Consider the following 13,963-nt stretch of genomic DNA (forward strand, 5'->3'; position numbering starts at 1 on the left):
GCCGCGTCGGCGGCGAACCCTGGTCCCACCCGGGCCGCCGGACGGCCCGCCCCGGGCCAGGATGGTTTGCCGACCTGGGGAGCCGGAAATGACAGCCGGAAAACCTCCCCGACCGTGCACTGAGCGTGATCAGCCCCCCGAAGGGAATCGGTCCCGTGGTCGATCTCGGTTTCGTCGGGCCCAGCCGGCCCGCCAACGACTACAGGCTCCTCAGCGTCACCGATGGCGACACCCCGAACATCTCGATGGCGATCCGCATGGTCTCCATCGACACCCCCGAGAGCAAGTACGGCGGCAGCGCCGCCACCGCGCAGGCCGCCCTGGACCGCACCCGGGCCAGGCTGTCCGACGGCACCTATGACGCGCTGCCCCGCGAGCTGCGCGAGTACCTCATCGCGCGCATCACGCCCGACGCCGCCGCCAGGCACCTCGCCGCGGGCGAGCGCGCGGCGCAGGAGCACAAGAAGATGGTCGAGACCCGGCTCGCCAATCCCGACGGCACCCAGCGCAAACTCGCCGTGATCGCCACCGGGGAACTCATCGAGGGCAACGGCAGGCTCCTCGCCTACACCGCACCATGGTTCACCACGCTGCCGCCGCGCGACGATCCGCGGCGGCGCACGTTCAACCTCGACATGGTCGCCCAGGGCTGGGCCGTCACCTTCATCATCTATCCGTCCCTTCCACCCGTGGACGACCTCAACCTGCTGCTGGACGAAGCCGACCACGCGTGGACGCGCCGGCTCGGCGTCTGGAGCGAGTTCGGCGAGGACCTGCTCGTCGGCTACGAGTACCGGGCCTGCGTGAAGCTCGGAAGCGCCCGGCTCACCGACCCCGCCAAAGCCGTCGAGCAGGCCTACCAGCGCGTCTGCGTCGACCTGCGCACGCTGACCGAGGTCGGGCTGTACGGCTACCACGCGGTGCCCGTCCAGCACCGGCTGTGGATCTGGCAGGACCAGCTGGCCCAGGCCCGCCAGGACCTGAACCTGACCGCTCGACGGACCGCGCCGAGCGGGAGCGGGGTCAGGACGCGGGCTTCGCCGCAGTGATCTTGGCCGGGTTCATCATCCACAGGACCCGGTCGATGCCCTCGGCGGAGGCCACGACGGTGAGGACGGCGAAGGTGTGGCCGCCGGACGACAGGAGGGCCGCGCTCCCGCCGTTGACGGAGGAGAACGCGACGTCCACGCCCTCCCAGAAGCGGGCGGCGAAGGCGCGGTGGTACTTGGCGACGCGCAGGGCGCCGAAGACGGGGATGCGCGAGGCCCGGACGACGCCGCCGCCGTCGGAGTAGCTGATCACGTCGGCCGCGAGGATCTTCTCCAGGGCGGCCATGTCGCCGACGCGGGCCGCGGCGACGAACGCGGTGAGCAGCCGGTGCTGGTCGGCCGGGGCGACCTCGGCGCGGCGGCCCTCGGCGAGGTGCTTGCGGGCGCGGCTGACGAGTTGGCGCGCCGCGGCCTCGTTCACCTGGATGATCTCGGCGATCTGCCCGTAGGGGTAGTCGAAGGCCTCCCTGAGGACGTACGCGGCGCGTTCCTTGGGCGACAGCCTCTCCAGCAGGATGAGGACCGCGAACCCGAGGGCCTCGCCGCGCTCGGCGCCCAGGTGCGGGTCTGCGCTGGTGTCGACGGGCTCGGGCAGCCACGGACCGATGTAGGTCTCGCGGCGGACCCGCGCCGACTGGACGATGTTGATCGACAGCCGGGTCGCGACCGTCGTCAGGAAGGCCTCCGGGCTCGCCACGGCCGCGCGGTCGCACGTCTGCCAGCGCACCCAGACCTCCTGCACGAGGTCCTCGGCCTCGGCCGCGCTGCCGAGCATCCGGTAGGCGATCCCGAACAGCCGCGGCCGGATCTCTCCGAAGACCGCGGCGGCCTGCTCCAGGTCGTCCGGGTCCCCGAGGCCGCCGCCCACCGTGCTGTCCGCCGTTGTCATGCGCTTCGTCCCGATCCCTCGTCCGCGATCATCGTCCATTCATCCAGACACGCACCGGGTGGCGATTCGTGACAGTTCGCCCGGAAAAGTTGGGTGGAACCCTTCGTGCGGCCGGGCGGGGCGGCCGGGCGAACGCGGAGATCGCGGCCTGGATACGGTGGTCTGGTGAACTTCTGGTCCCTCTATCAGCACGGATTCGCCCGGATCGCCGCCTGCACCGGCCACGCCGCCATCGCCGACCCGTCCGCGAACGCCGCGGCGGTGCTGGCGCAGGCCCGTCGCTGCGCGGACGAGGGGGTCGCGGTCGCGGTCTTCCCCGAACTCTGCCTGACCGGCTACTCGATCGAGGACCTCCTGCTCCAGGACGTCGTCCTCGACGAGGTCGAGAGCGCCCTGGCCTCCGTCGTGGCCGGATCCGCCGAGCTGATGACGGTCCTCGTCGTGGGCGCCCCGCTGCGCCACCGGCACCGGATCTACAACTGCGCCGTGGTCGTGCACCGCGGGCGGATCCTCGGCGTCTCCCCCAAGTCCTTCCTGCCGAACTACCGCGAGTTCTACGAGGCCCGGCAGATCGCGTCCGGGGCCGACGAGCGCGGCGGCGCCATCCGCGTGGGCGGCGCCGACGTGCCGTTCGGCACCGACCTGCTCTTCGCCGCCGAGGACGTCCCCGGCCTGGTCCTGCACGCGGAGATCTGCGAGGACATGTGGGTGCCGGTGCCGCCGAGCGCGGAGGCCGCGCTGGCGGGCGCGACCGTCCTCGCGAACCTCTCGGGGAGCCCGATCACCGTCGGGCGGGCCGAGGACCGCCGGCTCCTGTGCCGTTCGTCGTCGTCCCGGTGCGTCGCCGCCTACGTGTACGCGGCGGCCGGCCTGGGCGAGTCGACGACCGACCTGGCCTGGGACGGCCAGACCATGATCTACGAGAACGGCGCGCTCCTCGCCGAGACCGAGCGGTTCCCGCAGGGCGACCGGTACGCCGTCGCCGACGTGGACCTCGACCTGCTGCGCCAGGAACGCATGCGCACCGGCACCTTCGACGACAACCGGCGCGTCCACGCCGCCCGCACCGGCGACTTCCGGCGGGTGGAGTTCCGGCTCGACCCGCCGACCGCCGACCTCGGGCTGCGCCGCAGGATCGAGCGGTTCCCGTTCGTACCCGCCGACCCGGCCCGGCTCGCGCAGGACTGCTACGAGGCCTACAACATCCAGGTCGCGGGCCTCAGGCAGCGGCTCGGCTCCATCGGCAACCCCAAGATCGTCATCGGAGTCTCCGGCGGCCTCGACTCCACGCACGCCCTCATCGTCGCCGCCCGCGCGATGGATCGGGCCGGTCGGCCCCGCAGCGACATCCTCGGGTTCACCCTGCCGGGCTTCGCCACCAGCGACCACACCAAGGACAACGCGCACAAGCTGATGCGGGCCCTCGGCGTCACGGCCGCGGAACTCGACATCTCGCCGACCGCGCGGCTCATGCTGAAGGAGATGGGCCACCCGTTCTCCGAAGGCGAGCCGGTCTACGACATCACCTTCGAGAACGTGCAGGCCGGGCTGCGCACCGACTACCTGTTCCGGCTGGCCAACCAGCGCGGCGGCATCGTCCTCGGCACGGGCGACCTGTCGGAGCTCGCGCTCGGCTGGTGCACCTACGGCGTCGGCGACCAGATGAGCCACTACAACGTCAACTCCGGGGTGCCCAAGACGCTCATCCAGCATCTGATCCGCTGGGTGGTGAGCACCGGCGAGTTCGGGCCCGAGGCGGGCGAGACGCTCACCGCGATCCTCGACACCGAGATCAGCCCCGAGCTGGTGCCGGGCGAGGAACTGCAGTCGACGGAGTCGAAGATCGGCCCGTACGCGCTGCACGACTTCACCCTCTTCCACGTGCTGCGCTACGGCATGCGCCCGTCGAAGATCGCGTTCCTGGCCTGGCACGCCTGGCACGACCGCGAGGCCGGCGCCTGGCCCCCAGGATTCCCCGAAGCCAAGCGCACGTCCTACGACCTCGCGGAGATCCGCCACTGGCTGGAGGTCTTCTGCCGCCGCTTCTTCGCCTTCGCCCAGTTCAAGCGCTCGGCCATGCCGAACGGCCCGAAGGTCTCCGCGGGCGGCTCCCTGTCCCCCCGCGGCGACTGGCGCGCCCCGTCCGACTCGACGGCCCACGCCTGGCTCCGCGACCTGGCCCGCTTCGACGGCGTCACCGAGCCGTGACGGCGGCGCGGGCAGGACGGTGACGACGGCGGGCACGGCGGGGGCGACCGGCCTTCGTTCCCCGGTCGACGGGCTGCCCGCCTCGCGCCGAAGCGGGCCGGGCCCGTGCTTCAGGGGGCGGGGAGACGGAGGACGCGGTCGTCGCCTTCGCGGGGGGCGCCGTTGCCGTCGGTGTTGGACGTGGTCAGCCACAGGGCGCCGTCCGGGGCCGCGGCGACGGTGCGGAGCCGTCCGTAGCGGCCGACGAGTTCGGCGTGCGGGGTGCCCGTCTTGTCGCCGTTGAGGGGGATCGTCCATAGGCGCTCGCCGCGCAAGGCCGCGACGTAGAGGGTGTCTCCGATGATGGCGGCGCCCGAGGGGGAAGCCTCGGCGGGCGTCCAGGTGAGGAGCGGGTTCGTGAAGCGGCCCCCGTCGGTGCCGCCCTTGCCTTCCACCTCGGGCCAGCCGTAGTTGCGGCCCGGTTCGATGAGGTTGACCTCGTCGTGGGCGTCCTGGCCGAACTCGGTGGCGAACAGGCGGCCCTGGGCGTCCCAGGCCAGGCCCTCGACGTTGCGGTGCCCGAGGCTGTAGACCGGGGAGCCCGGCGTCGGGTTGCCGGGGGCGGGGTCGCCTTGCGGAGTGAGGCGGAGGATTTTTCCGTTGGGGCTCTTCGGGTCCTGCGCCGAGGAGCCGTCGCCCGCGTCTCCCGTGGCGACGTAGAGCATGCCGTCCGGGCCGAAGGCGATCCTGCCGCCGTCGTGGAACGAGGCCGAGGCGATGCCGTCGAAGACGACCTCCGGCTCGGCGCCACCGAGCCGGAAGCGGACGACCCGGTTGCCGGAATCGGTGGTGAGGTAGGCGTACACGAGGCCGTCGGTCGCGTAGGAGGGGGACAGCGCGAGGCCGAGCAGGCCGCCCTCGCCGCTGGCGGCGACATCCGGGACTTTCGCGACCTCGCGGACATCCCCGCCCTGCGCCGGGACGCGCAGCACCCGGCCGGTGTCCCTCTCGGCGACGAGCGCCTCGCCGTCCGGCAGGAAGACCAGGCCCCAGGGCACCTTGATCCCGCGGGCGACCTCCTCGGCGTCGCCGAGGCGCGGCGTGCCGGCCGGCGTACCGGCCTGCGTCGGCGTGGGCGCCGCCGTGTGGACGGCCTCGCCTCCGCAGCCGGCGAGCATCAGCACCAAGACCGCCGCGGGCAGCGCTTTGTTCCCTCTCACGTCCCCTCCCCAGGCCATCACACCACCCGGTCGGCGGGTTTCGGCCGCGCCGCGTTCCGGCGGGCGGGAGGGCAGGCCCAGAGTTTGCCTACGCCGCACCGGCTCAGTGGTCCGCGGTGTACCCGGTGACCGTCGCGACGGCCCCGACACGGCCGCCCGGCCCGCGCACCGTCACCTCGACGATCCGGAACGTCCGGCCGCCGTGGACGAGCCGGGTCGTGAGCTCCAGGTCGTCGCACGCCTCCAGCCTGCGCAGGTACCCGATGCGCGCGGAGGCGAGGAAGAACCCCTCCCCGCCGGGCAGCAGCCGCCCCGCGGCAAGCTGCGCGGCGCACAGGACCACGCCACCGTGCATCGCGCCGCTGCCGTTCGCGAGTTCCTCCCGCCCGCACAGCACAAGACCGGACGGCGCGCTGCTGTTGGCGAGTTCCTCCCGCCCACGCTGTCCGGGGCCGGGCTCCGCGATGCGATCGGCGAGGCCCAGCATCGCCGCCATCGACACCCGCTCGGGCGCCTCGCCGGCGACGACCCCGTTCGCGCCGCCGGGCCGCATGACCATGCCGAGGAGGAAACGGCTCCGCAGCGTCATCAGTGCGAGGGCGCGCCCTTCGCCGTCCTCGATGACGCCTCGGGCCAGCGCGCCCCGCTCGTCGGCCGAAACGACGGAGCCCCGGCTCGTGATGCGCCGCCCGTCGCCCGGAGGCACGCCGGTGTAGTCGGCCGAGAGCTCCGTCGTGACCGCCCACGAGCCCTCAGGCCGCCGCTCGGCCGCCGCCCGTCCCAGGGTGTCGTCCATGAGCACCGCCAGAGCCGCCGCGGCGGGCTCCCCCGGCCGCGCCATCCACGCCCCGGACGCCATCGACCCGGACTGCCCGCCCTCGGCGTCCCCGTCCACCTCGACGCCGAAGAGCCGTTCCGGACCTCCCACGGCGCGCGTCACCGCGTCGTCCATGAACACCACGGCCGCCTCCCACGAGAGCAATGATCTCCATAATTGAGATTCATGTTCTCATACGTCCCACGGCCCCGCCCGAGGGGGCCTCGGAGACCTCCCTCACCGCCCCTGCGCGGCCCTGACCCGCGCCGACCGCGGTGGAGACCCGCCCTCGCGACGCACAAGCGGCAAAGCAGCCCTCGACCCCGCCGCACCGGGGCGACGCCCACGGAGAGTCCGTCGCGCGGCGCGGTCCTCGGAGGAGGGTCGGGGGCCGAGTAGATCGGCGCCACCGCGGTGCGACGGGGCTCCGATCGGCTCACCGGAGCCGGGTCAGGCGGTCCCTGGGCCCGGTGGGAGCTGGACGGTCATGATCAGGTGGCAGGGCTCGGTGCCCGCGCCGCGGTAGGTGTGCGGGGCGTTGCCGTTGAAGGTGGCGGTCTCGCCCGCTTCGAGGGGGTGGTCGGCGCCGTCCACCGTCAGGACCATCCGACCTGAGGTGACGCTGATCGTCTCCACGACGCCGGGCTGGTGGGGATGGCTGGGGTAGTCCTCGCCCGGCTCCAGGTGCCAGCGCCAGACCTCGACGGGGGCGGGGCCCGGCGTCGTCAGCATGAGGCGTGCCTCGCTGCCCTTCGGGCCCGTCCACAGGGGGGTGACGGCGACATCCGCGACGATGCGGACCTGGCCTTCGACAGGGCCCTGCATGAGGTCGGACACGGAGATCCCGAGCGTGTCGGCGAGGCGGACGAGGGTGCCCAGATTGGGGTTGCCCTGGGCCTTCTCCAGCCCCACGAGGGCGCCCTTGCTGACCTGGGCGCGCCTGCTCAGCTCCTCCAGCGACAGCCCCGCGCGCTGGCGGGCCGCCCGGACGTTCTGCGCGACAGTCCGCAGAGCCGCGGTCGTCTCCGTCATCTGTGCACCACCCTTCTCCGCACAGTCTATTGCACCGAGCGGTCATTCGATTGGCCAAGCGCGGTCAATCTGACCTATGCTGTGGTCGTTCCATTGAACCTGGGAGCGAACTCGAGGGGGTGTCATGATCGCTCTGGTGCTGGCTCTGGGCTGCTCGGTCGCCTACGGGTGCGCCGACTTCCTCGGCGGCCTCGGCGCACGCAAGGCCCATGTGCTGCGGACGGTGATGATCGCCGCCCCTGCCAGCCTCGTCGTGGAGCTGCTGCTGTGGCCGCTGCTCGGCGCGTCGTTCAGCGGCGGGGCGGTCGGCTGGGGCGCGGCGTCCGGGGTCGCGTCGGCCGCGGCCTTCGCGCTGCTCTACCGGACGCTCGCGATCGGCCCGATGAACGTCCTGTCGCCGGTCACCGCGCTGGTGTCGGCAGCCCTGCCCGTCAGCGCCGGCCTGCTGCAAGGCGAGCATCTGGCCGCCGCCGGGCTGATCGGGCTGCCACTCGCGCTCGTGGCCGTGGTGCTCGTCAGCGCCGGGCCGGGCGTGCGCTCGGCCCGACCATCGCGCACCGCACTGCTGCTGGCGTTCGGCGCAGGCGCCGCGATCGCCCTCCAACTCGTGTTCCTGCACCAGGCGCCCTCGGACAGCGGCGTCGCCCCGCTCATCGTCGGCCGTGCGGTCTCCTCGGCCGTCACCCTGACGGCGGCCGCGCTGATGTTCCGCAGGCTCGGCCCGGAGCGCCCCGCGTACGCGACGTCGGCGGCGGCGGGCGCCCTCGACTCGGTGGCGAATTTGCTGTTCCTGCTCGCGGCGCGCAGCGGCGACCTCTCCGTCGTCGCGGTCGTCACCGCGCTCTACCCCGCCGCGACGGTCCTGCTCGCCCGCAGCGTGCTCCACGAACGCGTCGGCCGCGGCCAACTCGTCGGCCTCGCCACCGCGGCCGCCGCCGTCAGCCTCCTCGCCCTGCCCTGACCACCCCGGAAGCCCCGAATGCCCATCCACGCGGCGAGAGTCTCGACGGCTCCTCCGGCCCACCGGCAGGGCCGCCGCGCTGGTCCCGTCGGCCGGCTGAGCGGCGTCCGCTGCCTGGCGGCGTCAGTCCTTGGAAGTCCTGATCTGAGAGGAGATACACCCATGAGCAACCGTCTGAGCGCCCGCGAGTGGCTGGACGGCGCGGTCATCGCGCCCGAGGTCGCCGCGCTGCGGCCCGACTACCGGGCCCTGCTGATCACCGCGGAGGGGCTGGTGCCCGGACCGTCCAACGGTCTGAGCGAGAACCTGCTCGCCGATGCCGAGCAGCAGGCCGCCGAGCGCGGCGAAGCCGCCGACCCGACAGCCAATCCGCACGTCGCCGCCTGGCACGAGGCCTTCCGCGCCTTCGGCGCCAAGCCCCAGCGCGTCCGCCCGAGCGTCGACGCCCTGCTCCGCAGAGTCCCCGACGGCCTGCCCCACATCGACGCCATCACCGACATCTACAACGCCGTCTCCGTCGCGCACGCCCTGCCGATCGGCGGCGAGGACCTCGACCACTACACGGGCCCGCCCCGCCTGATCCGCGCCGAGGGCGACGAGTCCTTCGAGATCATGTCCGCCGGCGAGCCCGCCACCGAGCACCCGAGACGGGGCGAAGTGGTGTGGACCGACCCCGCAGGCGTCACCTGCCGTCGCTGGAACTGGCGCCAGTGCGCCCGCACCCGCCTCACCCACACCACCACCCGCGCGGCCTTCATCCTCGACGCCCTGAACCCGATGGACGACCCGACCCTCGAAGCCGCCGGCCAAGCCCTCACCGCAGCCCTCCGCGACCTGAGCCCAACAGCCCACTTCACAACCCGCCTGCTACAAGCAACCTGATCCCACGCCCCCGCCCGCCCGGAGCCCGGCCCCCACGAACACCGCACCAGATGGCCCCCGCGGGCACCAAGTTCCAGGCGCCGGGGCCTGCCCCTGCGGAACTGGGCCTCATCGAGGCATCGGGCGCGGTCTGCTGCGGGGAGGGGGTGCCGGGGGCCTGCGGGCGGCGGCTGCGGGTCGGTGCTTCTCGAAGGTTCGCGTGTTGGGTGCGGCGAGGGCCGTGGGTGGGGGCGTCAGGTGGGGTGGTGGGTGGCGTAGGTGGTGGAAAGGGGGCGGGCGGTGAAGCCGTGGGCCAGGACGCTGAGGAGGACGGTGAAACCGATGATGGCCACCGCCTCGTCGGCGTCGGGGCCCAGGTCTTCCAGGGCTATCAGGGCGAAGACCAGGGAGGCCAGGCCGCGGGGGCCGAACCAGCCGACGAAGAGCACCGAGCTCCGGTCGAGGCCGGATCCGAGGGAGGCGATCGCCACGGGCAGCATGCGCAGGAGCGTCAGGCTGAGCACCGCGTAAAGGACGATGAGCGGCTCGGCCAGGTCGGCCGTGATCGGCAGGGCGATCACGCCGAAGGCCAGCCACACCAGCAGGGACACCAGGCTGCCGGTCTGCTCCAGGTAGGCGAGTTCGGCGGGCCCGCGCGGGCCGGCGGCCGCGCCGAAGCCCAGGCCGGCGCAGAACGCCGCGATGAAGCCGTTGCCGTGCAGCGCGACCGACCCCGTGTAGGCGACGAGGGCGAGCGCGAGCACGGCGATGCCGGTGTAGTCCTCCGACGCCCACTCGCGCTGCCGTGCCCAGCGCAGCAGCGTCCCACCGACCAGCCCGAGCACGCCGCCGGCGACGAGGCCGATGGCGAGTTCGGCGATCGCCATCCCCAGGGTGGGCGCGCCTTGGACGGCCTCCGCGGACGCGGCCCCGGCGAGGGCGAACATGACGACGGGCGTCGCGATCCCGTCGTTCAGCCCGCTCTCCACGGTGATGATCCGCCGGATGCGCAGCGGCACCAGCCGGTTCGTCACGACCGCGAGGCCGAGGGCGGCGTCGGTCGGCGCGAGCGCGGCCCCGACGAACAGCGCGAGCCAGACCCCGAGCCCGGGGAAGAACCAGTAGGCGAGCCCCCAACCAGCCAGCATCGTCAACGGCAGCCCGACGCACAGCAGCCGCGCGTACGTGCCCCCGTTGGCGCGGACCTCGCGCCAGGGCACCCCCGCCGCGTCGGAGAACAGCACCCACACCAGCGTGACCTCGACCAGCGGCCGCAGCGTCTCCGGCGCCTCCGGCCCGGCGACGACCCCGGCCACCGCCAGCAGCCCGCCGACGACCACGAACACGATCGGCGCGGTGAGGTCGAGCCGCTCCAGCCGCCCGGACACCACCCCCCAAAGGAAGATCGCAAGAACGACGACCAACACCGTGCCCATACCCGCCCCCTTGCCACTCCCGTGCCCCGCCCCCCACAGCGCAACACCCTCCACACCGCACCACTCCCGCAACCCAAGGGAGCACCCGCGGAAGGGGTCGGGGATGGTCGTGGTGGGGCGGTGACGGGTTCGGGGCGGAGGATTTGAGTAGGTGTACTCATGACGGGGGTAGTGCGGCCCGGCAGGGTGGAGGGATGGACAAAGCGCAGGTTTCGGGTCGGCGGTTGCGGTGGTTGCGGGGGGAGGTGGCGGCCTGGGAAGCGGAGGGGGTGATCGATGGGGAGGCCGCGGCGGCCATTGTGGGGCGGTACGGGGAAGGGCGGAGGCCGGGGCTGGAGCGGATCGCGTTGTGGCTCGGGGCGGCGTTCGTGGGGATCGGGCTGATCTGGGTGGTGGCGTCGAACTATGAGGGATGGGCGCCCGGAGTGCGGTTCGGCGGGATCGCGGCAGTCTGGCTGGTCGCCGTGGTGGCCGGAGAGCTGGCGGCGGCGCGGGTCGACGGGGCGCTGCCCTCGGCCGTCAGGGTGATCGCGGTGACGGCGGCGGGCGGCGTCGTGTTCCAGGCGGCGCAGAGCCTCCAGGTACCCGCCGGGGCCTCGAAGCTGCTCGGCGCGTGGGCGGGCGGCGCCCTCGCCTACGCGTACGCGACGCGGGCGAAGTCCCCGCTGGTCGTCGCGGCGGGGCTGAGCGCCGGGTGGTATGGCTGGTGGGCCGCCGAGCACGCGGACAGCCACGGGGTGGTGGCGGCCGCGATGCTCGTCGCGGCGGTCCTCATGACGGCGCTCGCCGCACTGCACGAGCAGTGGACGCCCGAGTTCGCGCAGGTCTGGCGGCCCGTCGGTGTGCTGCTCGCGCTGGCGGGGCTGTTCCTTGCCGCGTTCCCCGACCCTGACTTCCGCTTCACGGGACAGCTCTGGACCGGGGTGGCCGCCGCCGCGGTGCTCGTCGCCGCGGCAGTGCTCGTCGCCCGGGCCGCGGGGCGGGGGGCCGCCGCGCGGGCCGAACTCGCCGCGATCACCGCGGTGCTGGGGGCGGGACTGCTCCTGGCCGTGTGGTCCGCCGACGAGGCCGACGTCGTCCGTGCCGTCGCGGGCATCACCGGCTACGTCCTCGCGGCCTCCTGGTTCGCGGTTCTCGGCGCGACCCGCGGGCTGCCCGGCGTGACGCCGCTGGCCGCCGCCGCGCTCGTCCTGTTCGTCACCGCGCAGAGCTTCGCGATCTTCGCTCCGCTGTTCTCCGGCGCCGCCCTCTTCCTGGTGCTCGGCGCGGTCTTCCTCGGCACCGGCGCGGCCGCCCAGCGGGCCCGCCGCCTGATCCCGGAGGTCTCCCGGTGAAGAAGTCCACGCTCGCCGTCGCGGCGGCGGTCGCCGTCCAGGCCGCGCTCGCCGTCTGGGCCGTGTTCCCGCAGCTGTCGGCTTTCGCCACCGGGACGGAGACCCGCCTGGCGGTCACCCCGGTCGACCCGATCGATCCGTTCCGCGGCGCGTACGTCGCACTCGACTACCCCGACCTTCCAGACAAAACCGACGGACCCGCGGGCGCCGTTCATGTTCCCCTCCTCCGCGACGGCGTCCTCTGGAAGGGCGGCGCCCCGACCCGGACGCGCCCCCGAGCCCCCTATCTGGCCTGCACGAGCCCCGGCGACGGGCAGCTCGACTGCGGCCTGGACACCTTCTTCGTCTCCGAGGACCGTGCCCGCCGCCTTGAGCAGGACTTGTCCGATGGCCGCCTGACCGCCGTAGTCCGAGTCGCCTCCGACGGACAGGGCGTCATCGTCCGCCTGGAACCCCTCCCCTCGCCCTAGCGCACGGGGGTCGGCGCGGAGCGGGGCAGGAGGACGGCGGCGGCCGCGACGAGGGCGAGGACTGCGGAGACGGCCAGGGCGACGTCGGTGCCGTGGGCGGGACCCGAGCCGGAGGAGGTGACCAGGGCGATCGTGAGGGCGACGCCGGCACAGGAGCCCAGGTAGCGCAGCGTCTGCTGCGCGCCCGACCCCATGGCGGCCCGCGCGGCGGGCACCGACTCGACCGAGAGCAGCGGCAGGGCTGCGTTGAGCAGGCCCGAGCCGACACCGCCGATGACGAGGCCGGGCAGCAGCCGCACCCAGGAGCGCGCGTCGAGCGCGCCGAGCATCGCGAGGACGCCGACCGCATGCAGGACGAAGCCGAGCGCGAGCCGCCGGGCGGCTGTGAAGTGCCCGGGGAGCCGCTTGGCCTGCAGCGCCACCGCGAAGGAGAGCCCGGACCACAACAGGACCAGGCAGGCCGTCTCCATCGGGGACAGGCCGAGCACCTGCTGGAACACGGCGGGCAGGTAGCTGTAGACGCCGATCACCGCGAGGCCCGTGAACAGGCCGCCCGCGGAGGACGCGAGGAACGCGGGCCGGCGCAGCAGCGCGAGGTCGATCAGCGGGGTGCGGGCGCGCCGCTCCCAGACGGCGAAGGCGGCGAGGAGCACCGCGAAGGCGAGCAGGAGCAGCCCGACGGGGGCGCGCAGCCAGCCGTCGCGGCCCAGGGTCAGCGCGGCCACGAGGGCGACGAGAGCGAGACCGAAGGACGCCGCGCCCACCAGGTCGGGCAGTCCGCCGCGCGGGGAGCGCGACTCGGTGAGGAGGCGGGCCCCGGCCAGCGCCGTCAGCACGGCGGCGACGCCCAGGACCGCGTAGCCGGTCCGCCAGGTCGGCAGGACCCCGGCCAGCAGTGGGCCGAGGGCGATGCCGCCGCTGACGAACGCGCCCCACACCCCGGTCGCGTGCAGCCGGGCGCGCGGGTCGGTGAACGCGTGCGCGATCAGCCCGAGCGAGCTGGCGAGCAGCGCCGCGCTGGCCGCGCCCTGCCCGGCCCGGCTCAGGGTGAACCACCACGTGCCGGTGGCGACCGCGGACAGCACGCTCATGAGCCCGAGCGCCGCGGTCCCGGCCACGAACACCCGTCGACGGCCGAAATCGTCGGCGAGGCCGCCCGCGACCAGCAGCAGCGCGGCGAGCCCCAGCGGAGTCCCGTTGATCAGCCACGCCTGCGCCGAAACCGCGGTGTGCAGATCCGCCGCCGTCTGCGGCAACGTCGCCATCGGCGCGGTGTACGCCATCAACGCGACCGCGGTCGCCCCACTGGTCACAGCCAACGTCGCACCCGGCCTCCCGCCCCTCGAAGACCCGCCCCGACCAGAACCCACACCACGCGTGACCCCAGCCCCCACAGACTCCCCGACCGAACCGGGCTCGCGCTCGGCGGGGCGCACGCCGGACGAAAGCTCGGTCGCGGTGCACCCCGCTATGGGCTGGAGCTCAGCCACGGCAGTCGCCCCGGTGGGACCGGGCTCGCGCTTGGCGGGGCTCGCGATGCGTGGGGGCTCGGACTTGGTGGGGGCCATGGCGGAGCCTGGCTCGGAGGCGGTGGGGCGCACGGTCGGCAGCGGCTTGGAGGGGGTGGGGGCGGCGACAGGAGGGGGCTCGGAGGTGGCGGGGCGCTTAATGTGCGGGGGCTGGGGTGGGGTGGGGGGTTCGAGGGGG

At 73.8% G+C, this 13,963-nt stretch carries 12 protein-coding genes; 6 read left to right on the forward strand and 6 right to left on the reverse strand.

Annotated elements, in window-relative coordinates; translation table 11 throughout:
- Positions 1–155 precede the first annotated feature (155 nt).
- Positions 156–1,049: a thermonuclease family protein gene (locus ACYVOM_RS22730; RefSeq protein WP_460305475.1), complete on the forward strand. Its 894-nt coding sequence runs from the start codon at positions 156–158 to the stop codon at positions 1,047–1,049.
- Here ACYVOM_RS22730 and ACYVOM_RS22735 read toward each other — a convergent pair.
- Positions 1,024–1,938: an RNA polymerase sigma-70 factor gene (locus ACYVOM_RS22735; protein ID WP_460305476.1), complete on the reverse strand. Its 915-nt coding sequence runs from the start codon at positions 1,936–1,938 to the stop codon at positions 1,024–1,026. The two genes, ACYVOM_RS22730 and ACYVOM_RS22735, sit on opposite strands and share 26 nt — an antisense overlap.
- Positions 1,939–2,103: 165 nt before the next feature.
- Between ACYVOM_RS22735 and ACYVOM_RS22740 the strand changes: the two genes are divergently transcribed.
- The gene (locus ACYVOM_RS22740; RefSeq protein WP_460305477.1) at positions 2,104–4,146 is read left to right on the forward strand and encodes an NAD(+) synthase; all 2,043 of its coding nucleotides are present in this window, start codon (positions 2,104–2,106) and stop codon (positions 4,144–4,146) included.
- A gap of 110 nt (positions 4,147–4,256) precedes the next feature.
- On the opposite strand, the gene ACYVOM_RS22745 is transcribed toward ACYVOM_RS22740, so the two are convergent.
- From ACYVOM_RS22745 to ACYVOM_RS22755, 3 genes are all read right to left on the reverse strand, one after another.
- On the reverse strand, positions 4,257–5,363 hold the full coding sequence (locus ACYVOM_RS22745) for a PQQ-dependent sugar dehydrogenase (protein WP_460305478.1): 1,107 nt from the start codon (positions 5,361–5,363) through the stop codon (positions 4,257–4,259).
- A gap of 85 nt (positions 5,364–5,448) precedes the next feature.
- Entirely contained in the window at positions 5,449–6,327 is an 879-nt protein-coding gene (locus ACYVOM_RS22750; protein WP_460305479.1) for a PaaI family thioesterase, read from the reverse strand.
- A gap of 285 nt (positions 6,328–6,612) precedes the next feature.
- Positions 6,613–7,194, reverse strand: coding sequence for an XRE family transcriptional regulator (locus ACYVOM_RS22755; RefSeq protein ID WP_460305480.1), 582 nt, complete (start codon positions 7,192–7,194; stop codon positions 6,613–6,615).
- Positions 7,195–7,318: 124 nt separating this feature from the next.
- Between ACYVOM_RS22755 and ACYVOM_RS22760 the strand changes: the two genes are divergently transcribed.
- Together ACYVOM_RS22760 and ACYVOM_RS22765 are read left to right on the forward strand one after the other, a co-directional pair.
- The gene (locus ACYVOM_RS22760) at positions 7,319–8,155 is read left to right on the forward strand and encodes an EamA family transporter (RefSeq protein WP_460305481.1); all 837 of its coding nucleotides are present in this window, start codon (positions 7,319–7,321) and stop codon (positions 8,153–8,155) included.
- A 162-nt stretch (positions 8,156–8,317) separates the two neighbouring features.
- Complete coding sequence (locus ACYVOM_RS22765; RefSeq protein WP_460305482.1) at positions 8,318–9,037, forward strand: B3/B4 domain-containing protein; 720 nt, start codon at positions 8,318–8,320, stop codon at positions 9,035–9,037.
- A gap of 233 nt (positions 9,038–9,270) precedes the next feature.
- On the opposite strand, the gene ACYVOM_RS22770 is transcribed toward ACYVOM_RS22765, so the two are convergent.
- Positions 9,271–10,452, reverse strand: coding sequence for a cation:proton antiporter (locus ACYVOM_RS22770; RefSeq protein WP_460305483.1), 1,182 nt, complete (start codon positions 10,450–10,452; stop codon positions 9,271–9,273).
- A 194-nt stretch (positions 10,453–10,646) separates the two neighbouring features.
- Here ACYVOM_RS22770 and ACYVOM_RS22775 point away from each other — a divergent pair, with 194 nt between their 5' ends.
- Both ACYVOM_RS22775 and ACYVOM_RS22780 read left to right on the forward strand, forming a co-directional pair.
- Positions 10,647–11,786 (forward strand): DUF2157 domain-containing protein, encoded by a 1,140-nt coding sequence (locus tag ACYVOM_RS22775; RefSeq protein WP_460305484.1) that lies wholly within the window; start codon positions 10,647–10,649, stop codon positions 11,784–11,786.
- Complete coding sequence (locus ACYVOM_RS22780) at positions 11,783–12,256, forward strand: GDYXXLXY domain-containing protein (protein ID WP_460305485.1); 474 nt, start codon at positions 11,783–11,785, stop codon at positions 12,254–12,256. Before ACYVOM_RS22775 ends, ACYVOM_RS22780 begins: the two co-directional genes overlap by 4 nt.
- Here the strand turns inward: ACYVOM_RS22780 and ACYVOM_RS22785 are convergent.
- Positions 12,253–13,569 carry an MFS transporter gene (locus ACYVOM_RS22785; protein WP_460305490.1) on the reverse strand — a complete coding sequence of 439 codons (1,317 nt, stop codon included), beginning with the start codon at positions 13,567–13,569 and terminating at the stop codon, positions 12,253–12,255. The two genes, ACYVOM_RS22780 and ACYVOM_RS22785, sit on opposite strands and share 4 nt — an antisense overlap.
- Positions 13,570–13,963 lie beyond the last annotated feature (394 nt).

The organism is Actinocorallia aurea, from assembly GCF_054783995.1.

Bases quoted from the DNA above. Each gene is read 5' to 3' on its own strand.
- ACYVOM_RS22755 (WP_460305480.1), bottom strand. From the start codon at position 7,194: ATGACGGAGACGACCGCGGCTCTGCGGACTGTCGCGCAGAACGTCCGG.
- ACYVOM_RS22765 (WP_460305482.1), top strand. From the start codon at position 8,318: ATGAGCAACCGTCTGAGCGCCCGCGAGTGGCTGGACGGCGCGGTCATC.
- ACYVOM_RS22775 (WP_460305484.1), top strand. From the start codon at position 10,647: ATGGACAAAGCGCAGGTTTCGGGTCGGCGGTTGCGGTGGTTGCGGGGG.
- ACYVOM_RS22745 (WP_460305478.1), bottom strand. From the start codon at position 5,363: ATGGCCTGGGGAGGGGACGTGAGAGGGAACAAAGCGCTGCCCGCGGCG.
- ACYVOM_RS22735 (WP_460305476.1), bottom strand. From the start codon at position 1,938: ATGACAACGGCGGACAGCACGGTGGGCGGCGGCCTCGGGGACCCGGAC.
- ACYVOM_RS22760 (WP_460305481.1), top strand. From the start codon at position 7,319: ATGATCGCTCTGGTGCTGGCTCTGGGCTGCTCGGTCGCCTACGGGTGC.
- ACYVOM_RS22770 (WP_460305483.1), bottom strand. From the start codon at position 10,452: ATGGGCACGGTGTTGGTCGTCGTTCTTGCGATCTTCCTTTGGGGGGTG.